This is a genomic window from Campylobacter helveticus, from assembly GCF_002080395.1.
GTDB lineage: Bacteria > Campylobacterota > Campylobacteria > Campylobacterales > Campylobacteraceae > Campylobacter_D > Campylobacter_D helveticus.
This window is the reverse complement of sequence record NZ_CP020478.1, coordinates 1183527-1210158: the sequence shown is the minus strand read 5'-3', so window position 1 is coordinate 1210158 and position 26632 is coordinate 1183527. Positions and strand designations below refer to the sequence as shown.

Below are 26632 nucleotides of genomic sequence, written 5' to 3'. Positions count from 1 at the left end.
TTTACGCAAAAAATTTTATAATGCCTTTTACAAAAAAGAAAGTATTGTTTTGTTGTGTGTAAATTCTATATAATTTTTATAAAACCATTGAGGGAGTTTTTGATGTATCAACAATTAACCGACCCACTAGGTAGCATTTGGCTTAGTGCTTTGTTGGCATTTTTGCCTATTTTGTGTTTTTTGATTTGTTTGCTTGCTTTTAAGCTCAAGGGTTATCAGGCGGGTTTTGTTACCGTTATCGTGGCTAGTGCAGTGGCATTTTATGCTTATGATATGCCTTTTTCTCTCATCGGTGCTTCGTTTGTGCAAGGTTTTGCTCAGGGGATGTGGCCTATTGCTTGGATTATCATTGCTGCGATTTTCCTTTATAAGCTTTCGGTGAAATCTGGCTCTTTTGAAGTGATTAAAGAAAGTGTGATGACTATCACCCCAGACCATAGGATTCAGGTTATTTTGATAGGTTTTTGTTTTGGTTCATTTTTGGAGGGTGCGATAGGCTTTGGAGGACCTGTGGCTATCACTGCGGCTCTTTTGGTGGGCTTAGGGCTTAAGCCTTTGCAAGCTGCTGGACTTTGTTTGATAGCAAATACCGCTCCTGTTGCTTTTGGTGCGGTTGGGATTCCTATTATCGCTATGTCAAATTTGGTCGGTGTTGAGCAGTATGAAATTTCTGCTATGGTTGGGCGTATGCTTGTGCCTTTAAGTCTTAGTGTGCCTTTTTTCATCGTATTTTTAATGGATGGGATAAAGGGTATTAAAGAAACTTATCCTGCGGTTTTAGTAGCGGCTGTAAGTTTTACAATTACGCAGTTTATTAGCTCAAATTACTTAGGAGCGGAGCTTCCTGATATCGTTTCAGCCGTTGTTTCTCTCGTTTGCACTACGATATTTTTGAAATTTTGGTCTCCTAAAAATATTTTTAGACTTGATGATTTGACGGATTTTTCTCATCATACTCAATTAGAATTTGGAAAAGTTTTTAAAGCTTGGTTGCCTTTTATTTTGCTCATTATTTGTATTATTATTTGGACTCAGCCTTGGTTTAAGGCGTTTTTTGATAAGGGTGCGGTGTTTGACTATACTAAAGTTGCTTTGTCTTTTAATAATATTGAGGGTTCTATTGTTGATAGTGCGGGTAAGGCGTTAAGTTTAAATATGGATATTAATCTAATTGCCCTTCAAGCAGGAACGGCTATTTTAGTTGCTGCACTTTTAACTATCTTTTTCTTACGCATTAAATCAAGTGTTGTTGAAGATGCTTTAGGAGACACCTTAAAAGAAATGGCTATGCCTTGTATCACCATAGGCTTGGTTGTGGCTTTTGCTTTTATTGCTAAAAATTCAGGTATGAGCACCACTTTAGGAACGGCTTTTGCGACAACAGGCGATGCGTTTTCGTTTTTTAGTCCTGTCATAGGCTGGATAGGTGTTTTTCTTACGGGTTCTGATACAAGTGCAAATTTACTTTTTGGACCGCTTCAGCAAGCTGCAGCGACAAGCTTGGGGGTGCCTGAAGCTTTATTTTTGGCAGCAAACTCCGTTGGCGGTGTTGTTGGTAAGATGATAAGTCCGCAAAGTATTACCATAGCTTGTGCGGCTGTGGGACTTGTAGGTAAGGAGTCTGATTTATTTAAATTTACGCTTAAATATTCTGTTGGCTTTATTATTTTGATAGGAATTTGGACTTGCATTATTGCCTTTTTAATGCCAGGAATTATTCCGCAAGTGATAGTAAAATAAGGCTTAATGATGAAAAAAGTTTATTTTTATGCGACTTGTCTTGGCACAGCTGCGATGCAAGAGACAATTTTAAATGCCATTAAACTTCTACGCCGCGAGGGCGTGGAGGTGATTTTTAAAAAAAATCAAACCTGTTGTTCGCAGCCAAGTTTTAATTCTGGATACTTTAGGGAAAGTAAGCGAGTTGCTCTTTACAATGTAGATTTATTTGAAAAAGATTATCCCATTGTCGTTCCAAGTGGTTCTTGTGCGGGTATGATGAGCCACGATTATTTGGAGCTTTTTGAGGATGATAGTGAATTTGGTAGGGTGAAGGAATTTTCTTCAAGGGTTATTGAGCTTTCTCAGTATTTAGATGAAGTTTTAAATGTGGAGTATGAGGATAAGGGTGAGCCTGTGAGGGTTACTTGGCATTCAAATTGTCACGCTTTACGCATACAAAAAAGTATAGAGGCGAGTAAAAATCTCATAAAAAAGCTTAAAAATGTCGAGCTTGTAAATTTAGAGTATGAGGAAGAGTGTTGCGGCTTTGGTGGAACTTTTTCTGTAAAAGAGCCTGAAATTTCAAATGCTATGGCAAGAGCCAAGATAAAAGATATACAGAATACGGGTGTAAAATATCTCATAAGTGGTGATGGTGGTTGTCTTTTAAATATAGACGGCACAATGCGTAAAATGGGGCTTGATATAAAGGGTTTGCATTTGTATGATTTTTTACTAAAGAGACTTGAGGGGGCGAGATTATGAAGGCACACGAAGAAATTGTCAATTTAAAACTCAATGATACGCAAATGCGTGAAAATTTAAATAACGCTATGCATACCTTGCAAAAAAATCGCCTTAAGGTGATTGATGATAAATTTAAAGATTGGCAGGGTTTAAGAGCGAAAGCAAAACAAGCGAAAAATAATGCTTTAATGAGTCTTGAAGAAAGACTTGTGGAATTTGAAAAAAATGCAACAAAAAATGGTATTAAGGTGCATTGGGCGAGTAGCGATGAGGACGCTTGTGAGATAATTTATGAAATTATGAAGGAAAATAATATTAGTAAAATCTTAAAAGGCAAGTCAATGGCAAGTGAAGAGATAGGGCTAAATCACTATCTTGAGAAAAAAGGTTTAAAAGCCATTGAGACGGATTTGGGTGAGGTTATCATACAGCTTGATAATGAAGTGCCTGTGCATATTGTTGCGCCGGCGATTCACAAAAATCGTTACGAAATAGGAAAAACTTTTCAAGAAAAGCTTGGTGCGGAGCTTGAAAGTGAGCCTGAAAAACTTAATGCCATCGCTAGGAAGTATTTAAGAGATGAATTTGAGGGCTTAAAGCTAGGACTTAGTGGAGTCAATTTTGCTATGTCGCGTGAGGGGGCGTTTTGGCTCATAGAGAACGAGGGTAATGGTAGAATGTGTACCACAGCTCCAGACATTCACATCGCACTTTGTGGGATTGAAAAAGTAATGGAAAGCTTTGAAGATGCGGCGACTATGGTGCATTTATTGACCCCTTCAGCTACAGGGCAGTTTATCCCAACCTATAATAACATCATCACAGCTCCGCGTAAAAATGGTGACTTAGATGGACCTAAAGAAGTGCATATTGTGTTATTTGACCATCATAGAAGCGATATGCTAGCACATAAGGATTATTACGAAGCTTTGCGTTGTATCCGCTGTGGTGCTTGTATGAATTTTTGCCCGGTGTATGATAAGATAGGGGGACACAGCTATCAAACCACTTATCCGGGTCCTATAGGAGAGGTAATAAGTCCAAATTTATTTGGTATGGATAAAACGGGTGATATTCTTAGCTTTTGTTCTCTTTGTGGGCGTTGCTCAGAAGTGTGTCCTGTGAAAATTCCACTGGCAGATTTGATAAGAAAATTGCGTTGTGATAAGGTAGGACAGGGAGAAAACCCTCCACTTGGTGCAAGTAATGCTCCATATAGCAAAATGGAATCTTTTGCTTTTTCTACTTTTGCAAATTTGGCAACAAATGGCAACAAATGGCGTTTTTCACTTTCTAAAGGACATTATTTTAATTGGGCGGTGCAAAATTTCAAGGGGGTTTTGCCTGTGATTAAAAAATGGAGTGCCTTTAAAGAATTACCACAAATTAAGAAAGATTTGTATCAAGAAGTGCAAAATATCGAAGGGGTGATTTATGAGTAGGATAGAAGAAATTTCAGCAAAAAGCAAAGAGGCTATTTTATCAAAGCTTAGAGGTGCCTATGTAGATAAGGAATTTGTAAGAAGTCCTAGTATAGACCCTGTGGAGCATATCATTTCAAATGGAACGATGCTTGATGAGATGAAGCAAAAAATGAGTGATAATAAATATATCGTTGAAGAAAGTACTAGGGAAAAACTTGAAGATAAGATTAATGAAATCACTCAAAATTATGGTTATGAGAGTTTGCTTTATGGGGAAAGTTTGGGGCTTGATTTAACTAAGATTAAAGCAAATAAGAAAATTTGCTTTAATCAAGAGATAGAAAATTTACGCAGCGAGGTTTTTCATAGTGATTTTTCTATCATTCACGCGAGTTATGGTGTGAGTTCTCACGGAGTGGCTTTGGTGCTTTCAAGTAAAGAGCAGCCTAGGATGCTCTCTTTAGCCCCTAAACTTTGCATTGTTTTGCTTAAAAAGGAGAGGATTGTACCAAGTCTTAGCGAGGCGTTAAATCTTGTAAAGCAGGAAAATGAAGTCCTGCCTAGTAATATTTTATTTATCGCAGGACCCTCACGCACGGCAGATATCGAGTTAATCACTGTTTTTGGAGTGCATGGACCTCAAAAAGCACACATTATTTTATATTAAATTTAGCAGTTTTTCTGCTAAATTTAATACAATATTTATCTTTTATTAAAAATTTATTTCATTTTTACTAATGTTTTTATATTTTTTTAATTTCAATAAAGTTAAAATTTCTTTAGAGATTTAAAACATAATTTTGGGAATTTAAGTTGGACAAATTAATCCCCACTTGGGACAATAAGTATAGCATTAATGACGATAGAATCGATGCACAGCATAAAAAGCTTTTTGCTCTTGCTTCTAAAGTGGAGAATGCGGTTTATGGATTTGTAAAGCGTGATGAGCTGAAGGAAATTTTAATGGAGCTTTTTAATTATATGAAAGAGCATTTTGCCAATGAGGAAGAGTATATGCACGAAATTTCTTATCCGTATCTTAGTGACCATAGAATGATGCATAAGGTGATTATCGATGATATGTCCTATCTTATCCAGCACATTAAAACGACAAATGACCTTAAAGAAAAGCTTTATACCATAATGTCCGATTGGCTTTTAACGCACATTTTGCGTTACGATATGATGATAGGACATTGGCTTAATGAACAGAAAAATCAAGAGAGCGAAGAAGAAGCTGAAATGGTGGAAGAAGAAAGTAGCGAGGTAAAAGAGCCTAAAATCATAAAAGAAACGAGATTTATCTATTCTTGTCCTTGTCATTTGACGCATATTTTAAACTATCAAGAGCACTTAGGAATTTTAATGCATAATAAAATATTAAAATGTAAAAATTGTAAAAAAGACTTAATTTATGTTACAAGCGAAATCGTAGAAAAAAGGATAGACAATGTTTCCAAAATGGGATGATAGCTATAGCGTTCATAATGCTAAAATAGACGAGCAGCATAAAAAGCTTTTTGAGCTTGCTGCTAAGGTTGAATATATGTTTGATAAGCCTATCTATAAAAATGATATTAAGAATTTGCTTGCGGAATTTTTTAATTATATGAAAGACCATTTTCACGATGAAGAAAAATATATGGAGCTTATCGGTTATCCCGAGCTTGAGGCACACCGTAAAATTCATAAAGAAATTATACAAATGATGATAAATCTCATTCAAAGCATTAAAAGCACAAATGATTTAAAGGAAAAGCTTTATGTAGTCGCTAAAAAATGGCTTTTGGAGCATATCCTTTATGAAGATATGAAGGTGGAATACTTTAGGCGTTCTTCTTTAAGTCACGATGATGGTGCGGATGTGAGTTTTGAGGAGGATAAAGATGAGAGAGATGATGAGGGGGCGATTTATCTTTATGTGTGTGATTGTGTGGGACAGATTCACGATGTGCCTTTTGGAATTCATCAAAAAATACAATTAAAAGGCGCTAAATTTAGATGTAAAAAATGCCAAGAGCCGATAAGATTTCACAAAAAGCACGCGGAGGAATTTTGAGATTTAGTGTTATTTTGATAACATTTCGACTTTCAACAAGAATTTTTAGAGAGAAGTAATGGGAAAAAGTTTTAAGATTATCAAAGAACAGGGATTTGGGGAATTTTTGCGTCATAAAAAAAGAAGATTAAGCAGGAATTTGTTTTTGTATTTTGGAGGATTTTATCCAAAGCTTCCGCAAAATTATAAATTTCTTTTCATCAGTTTTGGTGTAAGTGGGAATGCGGCTTTGATAACATTTTTAAATCTTTGTGGTTTAAAAGAGGTTCGTTTGGCACAAGATAACGAGACTGAGTATTATAGTAAGAGTAGGGAAATACTTAAAAGTTCGACAAGCAAAAATTTTATTAGTATATTTTTTTATCGTAACAAAAAGAGATTTAAGACCGCGAGGCTCTTATCTTACGATGTTCCCATTTTAATAGTGCTTAGAGACCCTATTTCAAGATTTAGGTCTATGATGAATTATCAGTATCTTGTGCTTAATCATATGGGGGGGGTTATTAGACTTAAAGATGATTTAAATGCAATTTTAAATGCAATTTTATACGGCGATACTGCCAAACTTACAAAAGCTTCGCAATTATCTTATGTGGAAGATTTATTATCTAAGGGTAGCTTTAAATTTAAAACTGACCTAGCTCCATTTTTAGCGAAAGATGGTAAATCCCGCCAAGTCATTTACATCGATATGCAAGAACTAATGCCAGATAAAGCTTTTAAGACTATGCAAAAACTTTCAAGCATTTTAAATTTCAATCCACCTAAAGAGGAAGATAGGGAGAAAATTGAGCGCAAGGTTGCAAATGATTATTTTTTCCTTCCTCGTTTTACATTTTTTATTGATGATAAAGATTTTTCTTGGCTTAAGGAAGAAATTAAAATTATCATTTCTAAAGTCATTTTACCAAACCACAAAGAATCCAAATCCCTCTTTTTAGATGAAAATGATTTATGCTATAAAGAACTTAGCATTAATTTAGAAGAAAAACATTATGAGCTTATCAAAGAAGATAAAGAAATAAAAGAAAGATTAAAAAGCTATTTTAAAGAATTTGTCAAAGTGCTAGATGAAAAAGTAAGATTTAGAAAAGATAATGCTTTAAATGAAAATGATATGTTAGAATTCTTTAAAAACAATGCAAATTTAGCTTTGCAATTTAAAGCTTTATTAGATAGTGAATTAACCCACATTAAACAAACACGCCCTGACATCATCGCTTCGTGGAAATATTACCAAGAATTTGAGAAAATTTGTGAGGGGTTAAAAAATTAAGGAGGCTTCACACCTCCTTTTATTTAAGCTTTTTTCTCGCTTACTATATCGACAATGTTATCTCCAACCATTACGGCGATTTTTTCCATAAATTCCGCAGGGCTAGTGAAGCCAACGCAAGAGCAGTTAATCTCCCCTAAAATATATTTATCGCCTCCGTTTTCATCTGTATCAAGGATAAAGTCAGCCGTCCAAATGAGCGGTAAGTCATAATTGCCAAGTTTATTTTTAATCGATGGAAGCTGTCCTAAAAACCAGTCGATTAAATTCTTCCAGTCTTTTGGCTCATCGTAGCGGTATTTTGCTCCGCTAAAAAGTGTCGCAGAAAAGGCGTCTCCACCCTCAGCTGGCTTTTTATGCACGACATAAACAGGAGTTTTATAAAGCATTAAAATTCTTATCTCACCTTCTTTAATGCGTGGTAAGAAAGTCATATCTACAAGCATACCATTATCGCCTACGATATATTGCTCACAAAAGTCCATAAATTCGCCAAGTTTGCGCGTTTCGCTGTGATTATCTTTTGCTTCTGTGCAAATGATGGTTGTATCAAGTGGTAAAGAATCGCAAGTGTTATAACTCGCACCTTCTTCAAGTCTCACACGCCAAATTCCCTCGCCTGTCGAGCCACGATTTTGCTTTAGCACTCTTTCGCCTTTAGCCAAGCTTTTTGGGAAGGTTTCTTTAAAGGTCTTAATATCATAATAAGCATAAGTATCATCAGGGACTAAAGGTGTGTCGGCTAGTTTTGTCAAGGCGTCTTTAGCTCCGTATCCTATCATAGCATCAGGATGAGGCATACCGACAAGTCCGTCTGCACAGAGTTTGCGAAGCACTTCAAAATAAAGCTTTTCTTCTTTTAAATTTCCCGGATTTACACGCGAAACATATCCATCGGCTGTATTTTTAACTTGTTCGTAAATTTTATTGCGCTCATTTTCATCGCGTAAAATTTCATCGGTAAAAAATATAACTTCAGCGTTCCACCCTTTAGCTCTTAAAGCATTTACCATAGGCATAGTGTCTTTTCTATACCCATCAGGACCCTTATCGCTTCCGCCTCTAGCTTCGAAAAAAACAATATTTTTTTTCATTTTCACTCCTTTAAAAAATATTTTTAATTATCCCATAAAAAATTTGCGTAAAATTAAATAGCCTTAAAAAACTTGCATTTTGCTATTTTGTAATAAATGATTTGAAAGTGTATTAAAAAATTTGACACTTTGTTGATTTAGCTTTTCTAAAAATTTGTCGATTTTATCCGCTTCTTTCCATACAGGATTAGCGACTTTGCTTAAAAGTTCAAGCTCTTTTTTGGCTTGTTCGTAATTACTAAGAGAGTCGATTAAGCCTAAATTTTTAGCTTCATTTGCTAAAAAGACTCTAGCATCTGCCCATTTTTCTTTTTCGCTGACAGCAAGTTTTCTTTCTTTTGCTACAAATTCAACAAAAAGAGCATAGCTTTCATTAATGAGCCTTTGTAAATACTCCCTTTCTTCCTCACTCCACGCTCTTGTGAAAGTTCCAGCCTCTTTAAATGTCCCTGCTTTTAAGGTTTGCTCTTTTACACCAAGCTTTTGAGCCAATTCGCTTATATCCATACCTTGAGCAATGACACCTATCGAGCCTATAAAAGACGCTGGGTTAGATAAAATTTTATCCGCTCCAACCCCCGCTAAATAACTCCCACTTGCCATAGTCCCAGCCGCGTAAGCAACTACAGGCTTTTTCTCTCTTAAGTCTTTAATAGCAAGGGCTAATTCCATACTTGGAGCAAAAGCCCCACCCGGACTATCGATGTAAAAAAGCACACCTTTTATGCTTGTGTCGTTTTTAGCATTGATGATTTTTTCCAAAACCGCACTAGTGTCTAAAATTTCTCCCTTCAAGTCTATGCGTTCTAAATTTGGGATAGAAACGCTTGAAGTAGGGTTTGAGCTAAAAAGCCAGAGAATTAAAAGTAAAAGTAAAAAAGTTTTAAAATAGGTATTGATATAAGAAATTATCTTACCTATGCCACTAAAAAATGATTTTAAAATTTGCATTCTTTTCCTTTTATGAATAATTTTTGCACTTCTTTTGCGTTGAGAATAAATTGCAAAGGAAGTTGGGTATTATCACATTCTTTGACTTCAAAAACACTAAAATCAGCCATTTTGCCTACTGCTAAAGTGCCTAGATTTAGATTAAGTGCTTTGGCTGGATAAAGTGTCGCCATTAGCAAAAGTTTTTTAGCGAGGGCATTAAGTTCAAAATCCTTATGAATAAGCAAATTTGTCCGCATTTCATCAAGCATAGAAAGGCTGATGTTTGAGCTTAAGCCGTCCGTGCCTAAGTGGATATTTAAACCACTTTTAAGAGCTTTTTTAAGGGCTAAACTTTTTTGACTTAAGAGACGATTTGAAAAAGCACAATGTGTAATGGAGTGTAAATTTGGGTTTAAAAGCTCAAATTCTTTTAAATAAACACAATGTGTAAAAAGCGTTCTTAAATCTTTAAAAAGAGTGATAAATTCATCAATTGTATAAAGTGGCTTGGGATTTGATGTGAAATTTCCTAGCCATTGTTTAAATTTGCCAGAAGCTCTTCTAAGCCATAAATTTTCAGCCTTGCTTTCTAAAAAATGTGTGCTTAAAAGCATTTGATGTTTTTGAGCCAAAGAGATAGCAAATTTTGCAAGTTCTAAATTTGTAGAATAAGGCGAATGAATTGAAATAGCAGGGATAAACAAATCGTCTTTATAAGCCATAGCCTTTTCAAAACGCTTTAAAAATTCCTCTTTTTTTTGTAAATTTTGTGTCTTGTCTGTGCCTAAAATTTCATTAAAATAAATCACACGCATAGAATGTTTCGCACAAGATTCTAAGTCGCTTCCAAAGCTTGAAATTTCGCCTATGGTGCTTGTGCCTGTTTTTTGCATTTTATTTAAGGTTTGAGTGATGAGTTCATCTTTTACTTCTTGGCTTAAATTTTGTCTTAAGCTTATGACGCTTTTAAGCCAAGTGAAAAAATCGCCAAAATGCAAGGTGTAGGAATTTGCACTAAATTCTAAATGGGTGTGCGGATTTATAAAAGCTGGAAGTATGAGAGAATTTGCTTTTGTTTTGATGAGCTTGGCGTTTGGATATTTTTGTTTTAAAATTTCTATTTTGCCAAATTCTAAAATCACTTCATCAAAAACAAAGGCAAAATCTTCTAAGATGCTAAATTTTTCATCGCATAAAAACATTTTTGAGGCTGAGATTATAAACATAACTTTCCTTTCGTAAATACATTGTAGCAAAAATTTATTTTAAAATGTTATAATGTAAATTCATTGTAAAAAACAAATTTGTAAGGTTATATTATGAAGATAATGGTTATACAAGGTCCAAATATCAATATGCTGGGCTTTAGGGAAGTTGGAATTTATGGAGCGATGAAAATGGAGGAAATCCACGAGCAAATGCAAAATGCAGCAAGTCAAAATGGCGTGGAACTTGACTTTTTTCAAAGCAATTTCGAGGGCGAAATTGTCGATAAAATTCAAGAATGTTTAGGCACTGTTGATGGGATTATCATTAACGCAGCGGCTTATACACATACTTCTGTTGCGATTCGCGATGCGCTCTCAGCTGTGGCTTTACCTGCCATTGAAGTGCATATTTCTAACATCAACCGCAGGGAAGAATTTAGACAAAAAAGCTTAATAGCACCAGTTTGTGCGGGGTCTATCGTGGGCTTTGGTCCCTTTGGTTATCATCTTGCTTTAATGGGTATTATGCAAATTTGTGAGCAAGTGAAAAATTTGAAGGCTATGCAGCAAAATAATGCTTAAAATTCAAGGTGCAAGAGCGGTTCAAAATTTTCGTTTTTTCCCTTTTGCAAGTCGAAATTTAAGGAATTTTAAATATTTTGCTTTGGTAGGTTTGGGGTCAAATATAGAAGATGAAAAAAGGCGTTTTAGAGCTTTGTTTAGACTTTTAATGGACGATAAAAGGCTTAAAGTTCTTCAAACCTCCCCCCTACTTATAAATAAGGCTTTTGGGTATGAAAAACAAAAGGATTTTACAAATGCTGTGCTTTTGGCACAGACAAATTTGCACGCAAGAGCTTTTTTAAAAGTTTTGCTTTATTATGAGGTAAAATTTAAAAGAAAGAGGACTTTTAAAAACGCTCCCAGAACGCTTGATTTGGATCTTTTGTATTTTTCACAAAAGACAAAAAAAGATTTTCGGTGCGAAGTGCCTCACAGTGGGGCTAAAGAAAGAATTAGCGTAATTTTGCCCTTGGGCTTAATGGAAGGACTAGCAAGTGGGACAGCTTATTTACACCTTTACCGTTGAAGATACGGAAGAGATTATTCCTAAAGTTAAAGAGGATTATGGCGATAAGGCTTTAATTATTACAAATAAGCAAATTCGTCCTAAAACCATCAATCGCAAAGGGCTTTATGAAGTGATGGTAGCCATTGAGGAAGCGGACTATAAAGAGCATTTAAAGGCTATGGGTAAGCCTATGCCACCTAAAAAAACCCAGCCACAAGCTCCTAAGCCAGCAGTAAAAAAGGAAGATGATGAAGCTGTGGAACTTGAATTTTCTAAAGCTTCTTTAAATGTGCAAAAAGAATATGAAAATTATACCAAACCTAAACCTAGCTTAGATGATTTTAAAGAAAAACTTTCGGCTGTTAGCTCTGAAATTTCTAAGGTTACAGGCACTAGCTTACCAGAATATCAAGCTCCAAATACGCAGTATAATAAGAAAATCGAGGCTTTTGAAAAGCAAATCAATAAACTAAGCGATAAGATGAATTTACTCGTTGATATGATGTGGGACGATAAAGCCGAAGCGAGGAAGAATCTTATCATACCGCCAGAATTTGCAAGCATTTATAAGCAGGCGAAAGAAAGCGGTATGCTTGAGACACACCTAGAGGCGATTATGAAAGCGACAATCGAAAATATGCCAGCCTCTATGAAGATGAATAAGGAAGCCGTGCAAAGATATTTTCACTCTCTTTTGCGTAATATCTTACCTTGTCGCGTAGAAACGGACATTAAAAAGCAAAAGATTATGATGCTAGTGGGTCCAACAGGAGTGGGTAAAACAACGACTTTAGCTAAACTTGCCTTCCGTTATGCTTACGGAGATAAGCGTTATAAAACGGGTATTATCACGCTAGATACTTATAGAATAGGTGCTGTTGAGCAGCTTTTTCAATATGCTAAAATGATGAAGCTACCTATCATCGATAGTATAGAGCCTAAGGACTTAGATGAGGCGATTAAGAGTCTTAGCAGTTGTGAGGTGATTTTAGTCGATACCATAGGAAATTCACAATACGACCAAACAAAACTTGCCAAAACAAAGGAATTTTTAGCCCACTCTAATGCGGAAATTGATGTTAATTTGGTCATCTCGGCAAATACAAAATATGAAGATTTAATGGAAATTTATAAGAATTTTTCTTTTCTAAATATCGACACTTTAATCATTACAAAATTTGATGAAACTAAGGTTTTTGGTAATATTTTTTCTTTGATTTACGAGATAAATATCCCACTTAGCTTTTTTTCCATAGGGCAGGAAGTGCCTGATGATATTGAAGTGGCGAATAGTGATTTTTTAGTGCATTGTATCTTAGAAGGCTTTAAAGGGAAAAATAATGAATAATCAAGCAGATAAATTGCAAAATTTGATGAAACAAAATAAGGACAAAAAAGAGCAAAATACTCATTTTATAGCTATTACAAGTGGCAAAGGTGGTGTGGGTAAAAGCACGATAAGTGCAAATTTGGCAAATGTTTTAGCAAGTCATAATTATAAAGTAGGGCTTTTTGATGCGGATATAGGTTTGGCAAATTTAGATGTGATTTTAAATGTGCGTATTCAAAAAAATCTTTTGCATGTTTTAAGGGGCGAGTGCTCTTTAGAGGACATTTTGATTGAAGTGAAGCCAAATTTGTGGCTTATACCCGGTGAAAGTGGTGATGAAATTCTAAAATATAGCGATAAAAATATTTATGAAAGATTTTTAAATCAGGCTAGTATTTTAGATGAACTTGATTTTCTCATCATCGACACGGGTGCCGGTATAGGTGGGAATATTTTAAATTTTTTAGAGATGGCTGATGAGGTTATTGTCGTTACTGTGCCGGATCCAGCGGCGATTACAGATGCTTATGCGACCATTAAAACCACTTCTAAAACTAAGGAAAATTTATTGATGGTTTTTAATGTGGTTAAAAATGAAAACGAGGCTTTAAAGGTCTTTGAAAATATCAAAAAAGTTGCAAATGCTAACATTAAAAATCCTTTAAATTTAGAATTTTTAGGACATTTAAGCGCCTCAAAAGAGGTAAGTGGAAGCATTAAAAAACGCACTCTTTTTAGCGATGAAAATACCGCCTCTAGCGATGAGTTAAAAGCCTTAGCTTCCAAGCTTTTGTATAGGTTGGAACGAAAAGTGCTTGATGATGTTTCAAGTCGTAGTTTTTCAAGCTTTTTTAGAAAAATTATAGAAAGATTTTAGTGAGAGATTATGAGACCTGAGAATTATGTCGCCTTTTTTACGGTTTGTGGTTTTTTTATAGGGCTTTCATTTAGTGTGATTAGTGTTGATGAAGCTTTTGATATTTTACTTTCTACTTGTTTTATCACTTTTATGTTTTATGTTTTTGTGCATATTGCCATTATGAATTTTATTGATATTAAAAAGATAAGTGGAAGAATTTTTAATAAGCAAGATTATGAAAAAACAAGCAACAATATTATCAATGATTTGGTTATCCGCGAGAAAAAAATGGATGTAATCTTAGAAAAACTCAATGAAGAGCGAGAGGAATTAAAGAAAAACGAAGCGAAGGAAAGACGCAAAAATGCTAAAAGAGCAGTCGCCTAGGTCTTATGCAGATATTATAAAAAAAGAGCAAGATGAACTTGTCATCTCTTATATGCCAGCACTTAGAGCTATGGCATTTCGTCTCAAAGAGCGCTTGCCCTCTAGCATTGATGTAAATGATTTAATCGGTGTGGGTATTGAGGAGATGATAAAGCTTTCACGCCGTTATGATAAAGACCAAAATGACAATTTTTGGGGTTTTGCTAGAAAAAGGGTTAATGGCTCTATGCTTGATTACTTAAGACGCCTTGATGTGATGAGCCGTAATAATCGTAAAATTTTAAAAGACATTGACGCGATTTTAGATGAGTATTTTTTAGAAAATGAATGTGAGCCTGATGATGAATATTTAGCCAAAAAACTTGAAATAGATGTGGAGAGAGTAAGGGAAGTAAGAGCAGCTCACGCGATAAGCTATACTTTGCCGCTTGATGAGCAGCTTGAGATGTATAGCGAAGATGAAACTTTGGAGAAGATAGAAAAAGATGAGCTTTTAGAACACATTAATGAAGTTTTAAGCTCTTTAAAAGAACGCGACCAGCTCATTATCCAGCTTTATTATTATGAGGAATTAAGCTTGAAAGAAATTAGTGAGATTTTAAATGTGAGCGAGAGTCGCATTTCTCAAATTCATAAAAAATTACTTAAAAAATTGAGAGAAAGGTTGAGCTAATGGCAGAAATACTCTCCCAAGAAGAAATTGACGCTCTGCTAGAAGTCGTTGATGATAATACTGACACACCAGCACCTTCAAATTCTAAAGATGAAAAAGATGAAAGAAATATTGTCGTTTATGATTTTAAGCGTCCAAATAGGGTTTCAAAAGAGCAGCTTAGAACGATTAAGGGTATCCACGATAAACTTGCTAGAAATTTAGCCTCACAAATTTCTTCTATGATGAGAAGTATTGTTGAAACAAAGCTTCACTCAGTCGACCAAATGACTTATGGGGAATTTTTGATGTCCTTGCCAAGTCCTACGAGTTTCAATGTTTTTTCTATTAAACCTCTTGATGGAAATTGTGTTCTAGAGATTAACCCAAGCATTGCTTTTCCTATGATAGACAGGCTTTTGGGAGGACAGGGGGACAGCTATGAGGCAAGTAGGGAATTAACGGACATAGAGCTAAATTTGCTTGATAGTATTTTGCGTATTATTATGCAAAGGCTTAAGGAAAGTTGGTCGACCGTTACAGAAATTTATCCAAGTATCGAGGCGAAAGAAAGTAGCCCAAATGTCGTGCAAATCGTTTCTCAAAACGAAATTATTATTATGGTTGTTATGGAAATTATCATAGGAAATTCAAGCGGTATGGTAAATATCTGCTATCCTGTCGTGCATTTAGAAAGTATTTTGAGTCGTTTAGCAAACCGCGATATTATGATGGGTGAGACTTCTGCTAAAAAGTCGCGTAACAAAGAGCTTAAAACTCTTATCGGGCGTGCTGAGGTTGTTTATGAGGCGATTTTAGGTAAGACTTTAATTAATGTCAATGAATTTTTGGAATTAAAACAAGGAGATATTTTAAGGCTTGATAGAGAAGCTGATGATAAAGCCATTGTTAGCATTGATAAAAAAGATGTTTTCTTGGCTCAAATTGGACTTCATCGTTTTAGAAAGTCCATTAAAATCATCGAGCTTATACGCACAGACAAAGATGAAATTAAAGAAATTTTGGAAAAATACGAAGAGGAAAGAAAAGCAAAAGCTAGCGTTTATGACGAAACTGAGGATTTGGAGGATGAGGAAATATGATAAACGAATTTTTAAAATTATTTACAAATGAATGTGTTAGTACTATCGAGGGTTTGACGGGAAAGAGTGCTGAATTTAGCGAGTATAAAGAATTTGATATTAGTGGAAGTGATACTCTTAAACCTCCCTTAGTTTATGTGAATTTTGGTGTAAGTTCTGGCGGACGCGTAGGAATTTTAGCTGGGGCTGTTTTGATGAGTGCTATTGGCGAGTGGATGATGGGTGAGGAAGAAATCACCAAAAACAATAAGCTAGGTCCGGATGAAATGGACGCGGCAAAAGAAGCGATACAAAATATCATTTCAGCCTTTACCACAAGTCTTGGAGCGCAAAAAGAAATTCCTAAAATGGAATTTAGCCTTAGTTCTTGTGAATTTATCGAAGAAAGTATTGATTTAAAAGATTTTGTAAAGCTTTATAATTATGATGTAAAAATTGACGATTTAAACGAGCAAATTTCTTTAGTAATGGACGATAAGCTTTATAAAACTTTAACTAAAAGTGGAGATGATGAATCAGGTGCTTCGGCAGGTGAGGGAGCGACTCATAGCGGTGAAGCTGTGGCGGTGCTTGCTGAGGGGCTTAAAAATATCAATCTCATTATGGATGTGCGCTTACCTGTGCGTGTAAGAATAGGTAATAAAAAAATGCTTCTTAAAGATGTGCTAACTATGGATATAGGCTCTGTTGTCGAGCTTAATCAACTTGCAAATGACCCTTTAGAAATTTTAATTGGCGATAAGAGAATCGCCTATGGCGAAGTTGTAATAGTCGATGGAAATTTCGGCGTTCAAATTACAGAAATCGGCACGAAAAAAGAAAGATTGGAGCAGTTAAGATGATTTTTGGAAATTTATGGGAGCGTAGAAAGAATAGATTGTGTAATTCTTTTGATAAGCGTTTAGGAAAGTATTTTGTGAAACATTATTCTAAAATACAACAAAATTATAATTTTATTTTCTTTTCTTATACGGCAAGTGGGCAGTATGCTTTTGCAAAATTTTTGATGCTCTGTGGTTTAAATCAAGCTCATTTAGCAAAAGATGGAGAACTGCATTATAATGATGCTGTAAATAATCTTAAAAATTCGACCCAAAGAAATTTTATTGCTATAAATCACTATCAAAGTAAAAAGAGTGTAAACTACTCACATTTTCTATCCGATAGCGTTCCCATCGTCATTACGCTTAGGGATCCCATTCAAAGAACTTTAAGTGCTATAAATAAATCGGTTGATTTTAAAAGCGTTTTGAAAAATAGAAAAAAACTTTATAGGCTTAGTGATGATATTAATAGAGTTTTGTGCGAGCTAACATACGGTTTTTTGTTTAATAAAGCCTACCATTCTGCAAACATACCTTCCGTTTCTTTGACGAAAGTTATTATTGAAAAAATAAATTTCAACTACCAAAGCGACCTAACTCCCTTCCTAACAAATGAGGGGGGGGGGGTAAGCCTCGCCAAGTTATTTACATCGATATGGAAGAAATTAAAGCAGATAAAGCCTTTGACACGATGAAAAGGCTTTCTAAAATTCTTCATTTTAATCCACCCAAAGAAGAAGATAGGGCTAAATTTGAACGCAAAGCTTGGAACGATTACACTCTTTTCCTACCCTTTACTTTTTACATCGACCATAAAGACTTTTCTCATCTTAAAGATAAAATTAAAATCATCATCACAGAAGAGCCTCTAAATCAACTAAAAGATATTAAAAATCTCTTCTTAAATGAAAATGATTTATGCTATAAAGAACTTAGCATTAATTTAGAAGAAAAACATTACAAACTTATCCAAGAAGATAAAGAAATAAGAGAAACACTCAAAAACTATTTTAAAGAATTTGTGAAAGTCTTAGATGAAAAGATAAGATTTAGAAAAGATAATGCCATTAAAGAACAAGATGTCTTAGACTATTTTAAAGCAAATAAAACTTTAGCCTTAAAATTTAAAAACATCCTAGATAAAGAACTCACCCATATCAAACAAACAAGACCAGATATTATACAAAGTTGGAATTATTATAAAGAATTTGAGAGGATTTGTGGGGAAGCAAATTAAATCATTTTGTTTAGATTTTACGCAGGGTTTAAAAAATTTGTGGGAGCTTTGGCGAAATTTTCAGTTAAGATGAAAATTTGAGCTATAATAATGCAAATTTTTAAAGGATAATAAATGATGTTAAGTAAAAAATCTCAAGTCTTAGGGGAGTCCATAACTTTAGCTATCACTGCCCTTGCGAATGAGCTTAAAGCTGAGGGTGAGGATATACTTTCTTTTTCTGCAGGTGAGCCTGACTTTGACACTCCACAAACGATTAAAAATGCAGCAATTAAAGCCATAGAGAGGGGTTGTTCTAAATATACGCCAGTTGCAGGAATTAAAGATGTTTTAAATGCCGTAGCCACAAAACTTAAAAGAGATAATGGCTTAAGTTATGAAACGAGTGAAATTATCACAAATGTCGGTGCTAAACATTCGCTTTTTCAATGCCTAGAATGTCTTGTTGATGAAGGTGATGAGGTGATTATCCCTAGCCCTTATTGGGTGAGTTATCCTGAAATGGTCAAATTTGCAGGTGGAAAGTGCGTTTTTGTAGATACTAAGGAAGAAAACGGCTTTAAAATCACAGCTGATGAGCTTAAAAATGCTTTGAGTGAAAAAACTAAGGTTTTTATTTTAAACACTCCTTCAAATCCCGTTGGTTGCGTTTATACAAAAGAGGAGCTTAGTGCTTTAGCTAAGGTTTTGGAAGGGACAAAAGTCGTAGTTTTAAGTGATGAAATGTATGAAAAGCTTTGTTATGACGGAGTGGAATTTCACGCCTTTGCAAGTGTAAGCGAAGATGCATTCAATCGCTGCGTAACGATAAATGGCTTAAGTAAGTGCGGGGCTATGCCAGGATGGCGTTTTGGCTATATGGCAAGTAAAATTAAAGGTCTTGTTCCAGCTGTTAAAAAACTGCAAGGACAAAGCACTTCAAACATTTGCTCCATTTCGCAGTATGCTGCCATCCCAGCCTTGCTTGGCGAGTGTGATGAGGATATAGAAATGATGAGAAAAGCTTTTGAAAGACGCAGAAATGTCGCCCTTGAAATGCTAAATAAAATGGAAAATATCAGTGTTTATAAGCCAAGCGGTGCTTTTTATCTTTTTGTCAATATTTCTAAGCTTGAAAAAGATTCTATGAAATTTTGCCAGAGTTTGCTAGAGCAAAAGAAAGTTGCTGTTGTGCCTGGAGTAGGCTTTGGAATGGACGGGTATTTTAGATTTTCTTATGCGACAAGTGAGGAAAATATCATCAAAGGACTTGAAAGACTTGGCGATTTTGTAAAAAATTATAAGGCTTAAGTTCTATTAGCAAAGTGGTAATTTTTGTGCGTTATAATCTTTGCGTTATTTTATTTTTGGATTTGTGAATGCTAAGAGAACGCCTTTATATAGCAAGTGACCATGCTGGATATGAGCTTAAAACTAAACTTTGCACCTTTTTTAAAGAGGTGCAAATCTCTTTTATCGACCTTGGAACAAATTGTGATGAAAGTTGCGATTATCCTGATTTTGCCCATTTGCTTGCAAGTAAGATAGATGAAAAAAGCTTTGGAATTTTGATTTGTGGCTCTGGTATAGGAATTTCCATAGCGGCAAACAGACACAAAAATATCCGCTGTGCCTTGTGTAGTGAAAGCTTGAGTGCAAGATTAGCTAGAAAACATAATGATGCAAATGTCTTGGCTTTTGGAGGGCGACTTGTGGGGCTTGATTTAGCCATAGATATGATAGAGAATTTTATAAAAACGCCTTTTGATGAGGGAAGACATATGAAAAGAATTCAAAAAATTGAGGTGGAATGATGTTTTCACAATGGTTTATTTTCACGATTTTAATTTGTGCGACAATTTATCTTGTCGTTATGCTTTTTTACTACAAAACCTTACTTAGCAAAGAGAAAAATTCTAAAGATTTTATTAAAAATAACCTAGATGATACAGAAATTGTGATTAGGAAATTACAAGTTCAACTTCAAAGAAGTCTGGGGAATATTGATATTTTAACGGAAGAACTTAATAAGATTAAGGCGGATTTAACCTCACTTAGAACGAGGAATTCGCAATATCGCTTGGAAAATGACAAATTAAGACAAAGAATTAAAGAACTAGAAGCAAAAATCGAGGCATTATTATGAAAGAACTTAGTCAAAAAGAAAGAGATTTTCTCATTCAAAGCATTAGAGTTATCCCAAATTTTCCAAAAGATGGAATTATATTTAGGGACATTACGACACTTCTTAATGACACAAAAGCACTTAGCTTTTTACTTAAGCACTTAGAAGATAGATACAAGGATATGAATTTAGATTTTATTGTTGGGACAGAGAGTAGAGGTTTTATTTTTGCCTCTATGATTTGCGCAAGACTCAATTTGCCTTTCGTGCCGATTAGAAAGCCGGGCAAGCTCCCTTATAAAACCTTTACTTGCTCTTACGATTTAGAATATGGTAGCGACAAGGTGGAAATTCATCAAGATGCCTTTAGGGGCGTGAAAAATGCTAGAATTTTACTTGTAGATGACTTAATAGCCACAGGTGGCACAGCTTTAGCTTCTTATGAGTTGATTAAAAAAGCCGGAGGCGTGTGTGCAGAATCTTGCTTTTTGATTAATTTAAAGGATTTAAATGGTTGGAAAAAGCTCAATGCTCTTTGTCCTGTTTATAGCGTTTTGGAATTTTAGGAGGAGAAATGAAAAAATCGTTAAAATTTTTTATTTTTCTTGCTTTGCTCTGTTTAATTGCTTATGCGATTTATGGTTTGATGAAAAACGATTTTTCTTTAGAAGAATTCATTATTGGTATTTGGAATGATCATGTGGAGACTTGGGGTTATGCGATACTTTTTTGTTGGAGCATTTTAGAGGGAGAGCTAGGACTTATCTTTGCGGGGCTTGCCGCACACGATGGAAAAATGAGTGTGGCTTTGGCTATTTTTGTGGCAGGACTTGGTGGCTTTGTGGGAGATCAAATTTATTTTTATATCGGGCGTTATAATAAAAACTATATTCAAAAAAAGCTCCATTCTCAAAGGCGTAAATTTGCAGTAGCACATTTGCTTTTGCAAAAATTTGGTTGGCCTATTATATTTATCCAGCGTTATATGTATGGCTTTAGAACCGTGATACCGATGAGCATAGGTATTACGCGTTATAGTGCGAAGAAATTTGCTTTTATTAATCTTATTAGCGCTTGGGTGTGGGCTGCTGTAACCATACTTTTGGCGTGGTATTTTGGTGATTTAATCCAAAGCTTTTTAAAATGGGCTAAAGAGCATTGGTATTTAGCTGCTGTGCTGATTGTAAGCTTTTTATCCCTTTTGCTTTTTAGTTTTAAGCAAATAGAAAGGGCGATTTTAAAGAAAAAGGAAAAAAGAGATGAAAATAGAATTCATGCAAAAAAATCTTAGTGCGATAAAGGCGGATTTTGAGCTTATTTTTATCCAAGAAAAAAATTCAAAACAATTAAACGCATATAAAGATTTTTTTAAGTTATATAATTACAAAGGTGAGGGAATTTGCTTAGATGGTGCCAACAAAAGGCTTTTTGTCGAACTTAAAAGCCTAAATTATGAAGATATTAGATTGGCTTTTTTTAATGCTTTGAAAAGCCTTGAGAAGCTTAATGTTAAAAGCGTAAAAACGAAAAGCATTGTGGGTGAATGTGTGGTAAGAAGTTTTGCTTCTATGTCCGAGGGCGTGATATTTGCAAGGTATTGTTTTGATAGATATAAGAGTGAAAAGCAACCTAGTCATTTGGAAAAAATTTTCTTTTCTCAAGAAGAGCTAAATGCTAAAAATTTTAGCAAAGAAGAGGCTTTAATAGGACTACATCGCGGTGAAGTTTTGGCAAATGCTAGTAATTTTACTAAGGATATAGTTAATGAAATTCCTCAAATTTATACCCCACTTAAAATGGCTGAAGATGCGCAAAATTTAGCCAAAACTTACAAGAGTATTTCTTGCAAAGTGTATGATGAGAAATTTCTTGAAAAAGAAAAAATGAACGCATTTTTAGCTGTAAATAGGGCTTCTTCGTATCCTCCGCGTCTCATTCATTTAAGCTATAAAAATAAAAATGCCAAAAAGAAAGTTGTTTTTGTCGGTAAGGGGCTGACTTATGATAGTGGTGGGCTTAGTTTAAAACCCGCTGATTATATGCTAACGATGAAAGCGGATAAGAGCGGTGCTGCGGCTGCTATGGGGGTTATTAAGGCTGTTGCAGAGTTAAATTTGGAGCTTGAAGTGCATTGCATTTTAGGAGTGACCGAAAATATGATAGGTGGTAATGCCTACAAGCCTGATGATGTGTTAATTTCTAGAGAGGGTGTAAGCATTGAGGTGAGAAATACTGACGCTGAGGGACGTTTAGTTTTGGCTGATTGTCTTTCTTTTGCACAAGATTTAAAGCCCGATTTACTCATAGATATGGCGACTTTAACGGGTGCTTGTGTGGTAGGACTTGGTGAATTTACAAGTGGCATTATGGGAAATAATGAAAACTTACAAAATGAATTTTACGAAGTGAGTAAAAAGAGTGGAGAATATGCTTGTGTTTTGCATTTTAATCCGCATTTAAGAGAACTGATTAAATCTAAAATCGCCGATGTGAGTAATACAAGCTCAAGTCGCTATGGTGGGGCTGTTACTGCGGGATTGTTTTTAGACAAATTTATAAGAAAAGAATATAAAGATAAATGGCTTCATCTTGATATTGCTGGTCCTGCGTATTTGGAAAAAGCTTGGGGTTATCAAAATTTTGGTGCGAGTGGGGCTGGAGTAAGAATGTGTGTGAATTTTTTAATCCATCTTTTAAGGAAAGCTAAATGAGTTTGGCAGTTGGCATAGTGGGCTTACCAAATGTAGGAAAATCTACAACTTTCAATGCACTTACTAAAGCACAAAATGCACAAAGTGCAAATTATCCTTTTTGCACCATAGAGCCAAACAGAGCTATGGTTGAAGTACCTGATGAGCGCTTGAAGGAATTGGCTAAAATCGTTGAGCCTGAGAAAATTTTACATTCTTTGATAGAATTTGTCGATATCGCTGGACTTGTGAGGGGTGCGAGCAAGGGAGAGGGCTTAGGAAACAAATTTCTTTCAAATATACGCGAAACAGAGGTTATTTTGCATATTGTGCGTTGTTTTGATGATGAAAATATTACGCATGTTGAAGGTGGGGTGAATCCTATTAGAGACATTGAAATTATTAACACAGAGCTTATTTTAGCAGACATAGAACAACTTGGCAAAAAAATAGAAAAATTAAATAAAGAAGCAAGAGCAAATCAAAAAGGTGCAAAAGAGAGTTTGGAGCTTGCTAATGCTCTTTTAGAGCATTTAAATAAAGGCTTTGGAGCTAATACTTTTAAAGACAGGGAAAGTGAAATTTATCAAAATTTAATTAAAGAATTGAGGCTTTTGAGTGCTAAAGAAGTAATTTATGGTGCAAATGTCGATGAGGATGGCATTAATGAAGATAATAATTTTGTTTTAGCTTTGAAAGAATATGCGAAGAAAAATAATCAAGAAGTGATAAAACTTTGTGCAAAAATAGAAGAAGAGCTTGTGGGTTTAAGCGATGAGGAATCAGCTGAATTTTTAGCTTCTTTGGGTGTTAAAGAAAGTGGCTTAGCTCAAATCATACGCACGGCTTTTTCTAAACTTGGACTTATAAGTTATTTTACGGCTGGGGAGATTGAGGTGCGTTCTTGGACGATAAAAAAGGGCTATAAAGCTCCAAAAGCTGCAAGCGTGATTCATAATGACTTTGAAAAAGGCTTTATAAAAGCCGAAGTGATAAGTTATGAGGATTTTGTCAAATTTAAAGGCGAAAATGGAGCGAAAGAGGCGGGAAAATTGCGTCTTGAGGGTAAAGATTATGTCGTGCTTGATGGTGATGTAATGCATTTTAGGTTTAATGTATAGGCATAAGATTTTGAATAGGAATTTGACTTTATGGAAGTAAAGATTGATTAAATTTAAGAAGTAGATTTTAAAAATAATTCTTTTGGTTGAATATTTAATAATTGCAAGCGCGGAAAATTTAATGTTTTTTATGCTTTAAATCCTTGTAAATTTTAATATTTGGGGAATTTCAAATAGGCTTGTCGCTCATTAATCAAATAAAGTTAAAATTCATTATCAATTTAAATAAAGGAAATTATATGAAAAAGATTATTTTTTCTTGTCTTGTGGCGAGTATTTTGACGCAGATGAGTATGGCAAATTCTGGTGTTAATCACAATCACACAAGCGAAATGAAAAGCGTTCATCATACTTCGGTATCAAATCCTCAAATTAAAGAAGTTATAAATTTGATGCACGCACCTATGATGGAGGCTAAATTTGTGGAAAGTGGAAATGTTAATGTCGATTTTTTGCAAAATATGATTCCGCATCACGAGGGCGCAATCCTTTCTTCTAAGAAGCTCATTCAAAGTAAGAATTTAAATCCTAAGCTTAAGAAGATTGCAGAAGATATTATTGTCGCGCAAGAAAAAGAGATTAAGTGTTTCAACGAGCTTTTAAGTAAGGGAGAGCTTTTAAATCAAAATTTATCCAAAGAAGAGTATCAAGAATTTGTAAATTTGGAAAAGCAAAATATGAAAGAAATGATGCAGGAAATGGGTAAGTTTAGTGATACGAACTTAGAAAGTGCTTATATGCAGGCGATGATAGCACATCATAATGGGGCGATTAGGTCGGCAAAGCAGATTTTAGACATTACTAATAATGATACAATTAAAAAAATTGCCAATACAATTATATCAACTCAAGAAAGCGAAGTGAAGCAATTTGAAAAAATGCTTAAACGCTAGTTTAAGACTTAAAAGGGCGTAAATTTACGCTCTTTTGTTATAATTTCCCCCACATTTTACTGACGGATTGTTTATGAAAAATATTAGAAATTTCTCTATTATAGCACATATAGACCACGGAAAAAGCACGCTCGCGGATAGAATTATTAGCGAGTGTGGAGCTATTAGTGAGCGGCAAATGAGTCATCAGGTAATGGATACTATGGATATAGAAAAAGAAAGGGGCATTACCATAAAAGCGCAGTCTGTCAGACTTGAATACACCCTACACAACCAACCTTTTATCCTTAATCTCATCGATACCCCCGGACATGTGGATTTTAGCTATGAGGTGAGTCGTTCTTTGGCGAGTTGTGAGGGGGCTTTACTTGTAGTCGATGCAAGTCAGGGTGTGGAGGCTCAAACCATAGCAAATGTTTATATTGCTTTAGAAAATAATTTAGAAATTATCCCTGTGATTAATAAAATCGACCTCCCTTCCGCTGATGTTGAAAAAGTCAAGCACGAGATAGAGCATATCATAGGCATAGACTGCAAGGAAGCTATTTGTGTAAGTGCAAAGACAGGTGAGGGGATAAAGGAACTTATTGAAGCGATTATTACAAAAATCCCAGCCCCAAAAGTTGATGATATAGCAGCGACTAAGGCGCTCATTTATGATTCTTGGTTTGATAATTATTTAGGTGCTTTGGCTTTGGTGCGAATTTATGAGGGTAGCATAGCCAAAAATGATGAAATTTTGGTGATGAGCACGGACAAAAAGCATTTGGTGCAAGATTTATTTTATCCCCATCCTTTAAACCCTAAAAAAACGCAAAAATTAGAAAGTGGTGAAGTGGGCGTTGTGGTGCTTGGGCTTAAAAATATCGGTGATTTGCAGGTGGGTGATACCATCACTTTAAGTAAAAATAAAGCAAAAGAAGCCATAGGTGGTTTTGAAAAGGCTAAGGCTTTTGTTTTTGCGGGACTTTATCCTATCGAAACGGATAAATTTGAGGATTTAAGAGACGCTCTTGATAAATTAAAACTCAACGATAGCTCCATAAGCTACGAGCCTGAAACTTCTTTAGCGCTTGGTTTTGGCTTTCGTGTGGGTTTTTTGGGACTTTTGCATATGGAAGTCATAAAGGAGCGTTTGGAGCGTGAATTTAATCTTGACTTAATCGCCACAGCACCCACGGTAACTTATGAAATTTATCAAACGGATGGAGAGCTTTTAAAAATCCAAAACCCAAGCGAACTTCCTCCTGTGAATAAAATCGAAATGATAAAAGAACCTTATGTGCGAGCGACCATTATCACACCAAGTGAGTTTTTAGGAAATTTAATCACGCTTTTAAATCATAAAAGAGGCTTACAGGTGAAGATGGACTACATCACGCAGGATAGGGTTTTGTTAGAATACGATGTGCCTTTAAATGAGATTGTGATGGATTTTTACGATAAGCTTAAGAGTTTGACTAAGGGCTATGCAAGTTTTGATTATGAGCCGATTGAGTATAGGGAGGGGGATTTAGTAAGGCTTGACATTAAGGTTGCTGGAGAAAATGTTGATGCTTTAAGCATTATCGTGCCAAATTCTAAGGCTTTAAGCAAGGGTAGAGAGCTTGTCAAAGCGATGAAAGAGATAGTGCCAAGACAGCTTTTTGAGGTGGCGATTCAAGCAAGCATTGGTAATAAAATCATCGCGCGTGAAAATGTGAAATCAATGGGTAAAAATGTAACGGCAAAATGTTACGGCGGCGACATCACACGAAAAAGAAAGCTTTTGGAAAAGCAAAAAGAGGGTAAGAAAAGGATGAAAGCCATAGGAAAGGTGCATTTGCCACAAGAAGCGTTTTTGAGCGTGCTGAAGATTGATTAATTCATATGCGTTTTTAAGACAATTGCGTTTATT

Annotated in this window: 29 protein-coding genes; 26 read left to right on the top strand and 3 right to left on the bottom strand. The window is 35.1% G+C overall.

The annotated features are described in order from the left end of the window. Positions 1-87: 87 nt before the first annotated feature. The 7 genes from CHELV3228_RS06455 to CHELV3228_RS06425 all read left to right on the top strand — a co-directional run bounded on the left by CHELV3228_RS06455 (position 88) and on the right by CHELV3228_RS06425 (position 7228). Positions 88-1740: an L-lactate permease gene (locus CHELV3228_RS06455; RefSeq protein ID WP_115588792.1), complete on the top strand. Its 1653-nt coding sequence runs from the start codon at positions 88-90 to the stop codon at positions 1738-1740. Between the two features lie 6 nt (positions 1741-1746). Next, on the top strand, positions 1747-2487 hold the full coding sequence (locus tag CHELV3228_RS06450) for a (Fe-S)-binding protein (RefSeq protein WP_115588770.1): 741 nt from the start codon (positions 1747-1749) through the stop codon (positions 2485-2487). Continuing rightward, positions 2484-3911, top strand: coding sequence for a LutB/LldF family L-lactate oxidation iron-sulfur protein (locus CHELV3228_RS06445; protein WP_082200204.1), 1428 nt, complete (start codon positions 2484-2486; stop codon positions 3909-3911). The genes CHELV3228_RS06450 and CHELV3228_RS06445 overlap by 4 nt, the downstream gene beginning before the upstream one ends. Then, a complete protein-coding gene (locus CHELV3228_RS06440) occupies positions 3904-4560 on the top strand; it encodes a LutC/YkgG family protein (RefSeq protein ID WP_082200203.1) in 657 nt (218 codons plus the stop codon). Before CHELV3228_RS06445 ends, CHELV3228_RS06440 begins: the two co-directional genes overlap by 8 nt. 146 nt (positions 4561-4706) lie before the next feature. Further along, a complete protein-coding gene (locus CHELV3228_RS06435) occupies positions 4707-5363 on the top strand; it encodes a bacteriohemerythrin (protein ID WP_082200202.1) in 657 nt (218 codons plus the stop codon). Further along, positions 5344-5952, top strand: a complete 609-nt coding sequence (locus CHELV3228_RS06430; RefSeq protein WP_082200201.1) for a bacteriohemerythrin — start codon at positions 5344-5346, stop codon at positions 5950-5952. Before CHELV3228_RS06435 ends, CHELV3228_RS06430 begins: the two co-directional genes overlap by 20 nt. A 58-nt stretch (positions 5953-6010) precedes the next feature. Beyond that, positions 6011-7228, top strand: coding sequence for a DUF2972 domain-containing protein (locus CHELV3228_RS06425; RefSeq protein WP_082200200.1), 1218 nt, complete (start codon positions 6011-6013; stop codon positions 7226-7228). A 23-nt stretch (positions 7229-7251) separates the two neighbouring features. Here the strand turns inward: CHELV3228_RS06425 and CHELV3228_RS06420 are convergent, their stop codons facing one another. From CHELV3228_RS06420 to mqnF, 3 genes are all read right to left on the bottom strand, one after another. Then, on the bottom strand, positions 7252-8322 hold the full coding sequence (locus CHELV3228_RS06420) for a Cj0069 family protein (RefSeq protein ID WP_082200199.1): 1071 nt from the start codon (positions 8320-8322) through the stop codon (positions 7252-7254). A gap of 63 nt (positions 8323-8385) precedes the next feature. Beyond that, positions 8386-9273 (bottom strand): signal peptide peptidase SppA, encoded by an 888-nt coding sequence (sppA, locus tag CHELV3228_RS06415; RefSeq protein ID WP_082200198.1) that lies wholly within the window; start codon positions 9271-9273, stop codon positions 8386-8388. After that, complete coding sequence (gene mqnF / locus CHELV3228_RS06410) at positions 9261-10481, bottom strand: aminofutalosine deaminase family hydrolase (RefSeq protein WP_082200197.1); 1221 nt, start codon at positions 10479-10481, stop codon at positions 9261-9263. Before mqnF ends, sppA begins: the two co-directional genes overlap by 13 nt. A 93-nt stretch (positions 10482-10574) precedes the next feature. On the opposite strand from mqnF, the gene aroQ reads away from it, so the two are divergent. The 19 genes from aroQ (at position 10575) to lepA (ending at position 26599) form a co-directional block, all read left to right on the top strand. Then, positions 10575-11045 carry a type II 3-dehydroquinate dehydratase gene (aroQ, locus tag CHELV3228_RS06405; RefSeq protein ID WP_082200196.1) on the top strand — a complete coding sequence of 157 codons (471 nt, stop codon included), beginning with the start codon at positions 10575-10577 and terminating at the stop codon, positions 11043-11045. Beyond that, complete coding sequence (folK, locus tag CHELV3228_RS06400; RefSeq protein WP_082200195.1) at positions 11038-11553, top strand: 2-amino-4-hydroxy-6-hydroxymethyldihydropteridine diphosphokinase; 516 nt, start codon at positions 11038-11040, stop codon at positions 11551-11553. Before aroQ ends, folK begins: the two co-directional genes overlap by 8 nt. Then, complete coding sequence (flhF, locus tag CHELV3228_RS06395) at positions 11522-12883, top strand: flagellar biosynthesis GTPase FlhF (protein ID WP_082200194.1); 1362 nt, start codon at positions 11522-11524, stop codon at positions 12881-12883. The genes folK and flhF overlap by 32 nt, the downstream gene beginning before the upstream one ends. Then, a complete protein-coding gene (gene flhG / locus CHELV3228_RS06390) occupies positions 12876-13742 on the top strand; it encodes a flagella biosynthesis ATPase FlhG (RefSeq protein WP_082200193.1) in 867 nt (288 codons plus the stop codon). Before flhF ends, flhG begins: the two co-directional genes overlap by 8 nt. 9 nt (positions 13743-13751) lie before the next feature. Then, entirely contained in the window at positions 13752-14111 is a 360-nt protein-coding gene (locus CHELV3228_RS06385; protein ID WP_082200192.1) for a hypothetical protein, read from the top strand. Beyond that, entirely contained in the window at positions 14089-14784 is a 696-nt protein-coding gene (locus CHELV3228_RS06380; RefSeq protein WP_082200191.1) for an RNA polymerase sigma factor FliA, read from the top strand. The genes CHELV3228_RS06385 and CHELV3228_RS06380 overlap by 23 nt, the downstream gene beginning before the upstream one ends. Further along, positions 14784-15866: a flagellar motor switch protein FliM gene (gene fliM / locus CHELV3228_RS06375; RefSeq protein ID WP_082200190.1), complete on the top strand. Its 1083-nt coding sequence runs from the start codon at positions 14784-14786 to the stop codon at positions 15864-15866. The genes CHELV3228_RS06380 and fliM overlap by 1 nt, the downstream gene beginning before the upstream one ends. Further along, a complete protein-coding gene (gene fliY / locus CHELV3228_RS06370) occupies positions 15863-16708 on the top strand; it encodes a flagellar motor switch protein FliY (RefSeq protein ID WP_082200189.1) in 846 nt (281 codons plus the stop codon). The genes fliM and fliY overlap by 4 nt, the downstream gene beginning before the upstream one ends. Continuing rightward, the gene (locus tag CHELV3228_RS06365; protein ID WP_082200188.1) at positions 16705-17385 is read left to right on the top strand and encodes a hypothetical protein; all 681 of its coding nucleotides are present in this window, start codon (positions 16705-16707) and stop codon (positions 17383-17385) included. The genes fliY and CHELV3228_RS06365 overlap by 4 nt, the downstream gene beginning before the upstream one ends. Continuing rightward, the gene (locus CHELV3228_RS06360; RefSeq protein WP_082200187.1) at positions 17346-17927 is read left to right on the top strand and encodes a DUF2972 domain-containing protein; all 582 of its coding nucleotides are present in this window, start codon (positions 17346-17348) and stop codon (positions 17925-17927) included. Before CHELV3228_RS06365 ends, CHELV3228_RS06360 begins: the two co-directional genes overlap by 40 nt. A gap of 117 nt (positions 17928-18044) precedes the next feature. Then, positions 18045-19217 (top strand): pyridoxal phosphate-dependent aminotransferase, encoded by a 1173-nt coding sequence (locus CHELV3228_RS06355; RefSeq protein WP_082200769.1) that lies wholly within the window; start codon positions 18045-18047, stop codon positions 19215-19217. 68 nt (positions 19218-19285) lie between these two features. After that, positions 19286-19720: a ribose 5-phosphate isomerase B gene (rpiB, locus tag CHELV3228_RS06350; protein WP_082200186.1), complete on the top strand. Its 435-nt coding sequence runs from the start codon at positions 19286-19288 to the stop codon at positions 19718-19720. Continuing rightward, a complete protein-coding gene (locus tag CHELV3228_RS06345) occupies positions 19720-20052 on the top strand; it encodes a hypothetical protein (protein WP_082200185.1) in 333 nt (110 codons plus the stop codon). Before rpiB ends, CHELV3228_RS06345 begins: the two co-directional genes overlap by 1 nt. After that, complete coding sequence (gene apt / locus CHELV3228_RS06340; protein ID WP_082200184.1) at positions 20049-20597, top strand: adenine phosphoribosyltransferase; 549 nt, start codon at positions 20049-20051, stop codon at positions 20595-20597. Before CHELV3228_RS06345 ends, apt begins: the two co-directional genes overlap by 4 nt. An 80-nt stretch (positions 20598-20677) precedes the next feature. Continuing rightward, positions 20678-21322 carry a DedA family protein gene (locus CHELV3228_RS06335; RefSeq protein ID WP_234980991.1) on the top strand — a complete coding sequence of 215 codons (645 nt, stop codon included), beginning with the start codon at positions 20678-20680 and terminating at the stop codon, positions 21320-21322. Continuing rightward, complete coding sequence (locus CHELV3228_RS06330) at positions 21291-22742, top strand: leucyl aminopeptidase (RefSeq protein WP_082200182.1); 1452 nt, start codon at positions 21291-21293, stop codon at positions 22740-22742. The genes CHELV3228_RS06335 and CHELV3228_RS06330 overlap by 32 nt, the downstream gene beginning before the upstream one ends. Further along, complete coding sequence (gene ychF, locus CHELV3228_RS06325) at positions 22739-23842, top strand: redox-regulated ATPase YchF (RefSeq protein ID WP_082200181.1); 1104 nt, start codon at positions 22739-22741, stop codon at positions 23840-23842. Before CHELV3228_RS06330 ends, ychF begins: the two co-directional genes overlap by 4 nt. Before the next feature lie 239 nt (positions 23843-24081). Then, complete coding sequence (locus CHELV3228_RS06320) at positions 24082-24735, top strand: DUF305 domain-containing protein (RefSeq protein WP_082200180.1); 654 nt, start codon at positions 24082-24084, stop codon at positions 24733-24735. Between the two features lie 67 nt (positions 24736-24802). Then, the gene (gene lepA, locus CHELV3228_RS06315) at positions 24803-26599 is read left to right on the top strand and encodes a translation elongation factor 4 (RefSeq protein WP_171050429.1); all 1797 of its coding nucleotides are present in this window, start codon (positions 24803-24805) and stop codon (positions 26597-26599) included. The last annotated feature ends 33 nt before the right edge of the window (positions 26600-26632 follow it).

Bases quoted from the DNA above. Each gene is read 5' to 3' on its own strand.
- mqnF (WP_082200197.1), bottom strand. From the start codon at position 10,481: ATGTTTATAATCTCAGCCTCAAAAATGTTTTTATGCGATGAAAAATTT.
- CHELV3228_RS06420 (WP_082200199.1), bottom strand. From the start codon at position 8,322: ATGAAAAAAAATATTGTTTTTTTCGAAGCTAGAGGCGGAAGCGATAAG.
- CHELV3228_RS06360 (WP_082200187.1), top strand. From the start codon at position 17,346: ATGGAAGAAATTAAAGCAGATAAAGCCTTTGACACGATGAAAAGGCTT.
- fliM (WP_082200190.1), top strand. From the start codon at position 14,784: ATGGCAGAAATACTCTCCCAAGAAGAAATTGACGCTCTGCTAGAAGTC.
- CHELV3228_RS06335 (WP_234980991.1), top strand. From the start codon at position 20,678: ATGAAAAACGATTTTTCTTTAGAAGAATTCATTATTGGTATTTGGAAT.
- CHELV3228_RS06450 (WP_115588770.1), top strand. From the start codon at position 1,747: ATGATGAAAAAAGTTTATTTTTATGCGACTTGTCTTGGCACAGCTGCG.
- aroQ (WP_082200196.1), top strand. From the start codon at position 10,575: ATGAAGATAATGGTTATACAAGGTCCAAATATCAATATGCTGGGCTTT.
- folK (WP_082200195.1), top strand. From the start codon at position 11,038: ATGCTTAAAATTCAAGGTGCAAGAGCGGTTCAAAATTTTCGTTTTTTC.
- CHELV3228_RS06385 (WP_082200192.1), top strand. From the start codon at position 13,752: ATGAGACCTGAGAATTATGTCGCCTTTTTTACGGTTTGTGGTTTTTTT.
- CHELV3228_RS06445 (WP_082200204.1), top strand. From the start codon at position 2,484: ATGAAGGCACACGAAGAAATTGTCAATTTAAAACTCAATGATACGCAA.
- sppA (WP_082200198.1), bottom strand. From the start codon at position 9,273: ATGCAAATTTTAAAATCATTTTTTAGTGGCATAGGTAAGATAATTTCT.
- CHELV3228_RS06440 (WP_082200203.1), top strand. From the start codon at position 3,904: ATGAGTAGGATAGAAGAAATTTCAGCAAAAAGCAAAGAGGCTATTTTA.
- CHELV3228_RS06430 (WP_082200201.1), top strand. From the start codon at position 5,344: ATGTTTCCAAAATGGGATGATAGCTATAGCGTTCATAATGCTAAAATA.
- CHELV3228_RS06345 (WP_082200185.1), top strand. From the start codon at position 19,720: ATGTTTTCACAATGGTTTATTTTCACGATTTTAATTTGTGCGACAATT.
- CHELV3228_RS06355 (WP_082200769.1), top strand. From the start codon at position 18,045: ATGTTAAGTAAAAAATCTCAAGTCTTAGGGGAGTCCATAACTTTAGCT.
- CHELV3228_RS06330 (WP_082200182.1), top strand. From the start codon at position 21,291: ATGAAAATAGAATTCATGCAAAAAAATCTTAGTGCGATAAAGGCGGAT.
- CHELV3228_RS06320 (WP_082200180.1), top strand. From the start codon at position 24,082: ATGAAAAAGATTATTTTTTCTTGTCTTGTGGCGAGTATTTTGACGCAG.
- fliY (WP_082200189.1), top strand. From the start codon at position 15,863: ATGATAAACGAATTTTTAAAATTATTTACAAATGAATGTGTTAGTACT.
- flhG (WP_082200193.1), top strand. From the start codon at position 12,876: ATGAATAATCAAGCAGATAAATTGCAAAATTTGATGAAACAAAATAAG.
- CHELV3228_RS06425 (WP_082200200.1), top strand. From the start codon at position 6,011: ATGGGAAAAAGTTTTAAGATTATCAAAGAACAGGGATTTGGGGAATTT.
- CHELV3228_RS06380 (WP_082200191.1), top strand. From the start codon at position 14,089: ATGCTAAAAGAGCAGTCGCCTAGGTCTTATGCAGATATTATAAAAAAA.
- ychF (WP_082200181.1), top strand. From the start codon at position 22,739: ATGAGTTTGGCAGTTGGCATAGTGGGCTTACCAAATGTAGGAAAATCT.
- apt (WP_082200184.1), top strand. From the start codon at position 20,049: ATGAAAGAACTTAGTCAAAAAGAAAGAGATTTTCTCATTCAAAGCATT.
- rpiB (WP_082200186.1), top strand. From the start codon at position 19,286: ATGCTAAGAGAACGCCTTTATATAGCAAGTGACCATGCTGGATATGAG.
- CHELV3228_RS06365 (WP_082200188.1), top strand. From the start codon at position 16,705: ATGATTTTTGGAAATTTATGGGAGCGTAGAAAGAATAGATTGTGTAAT.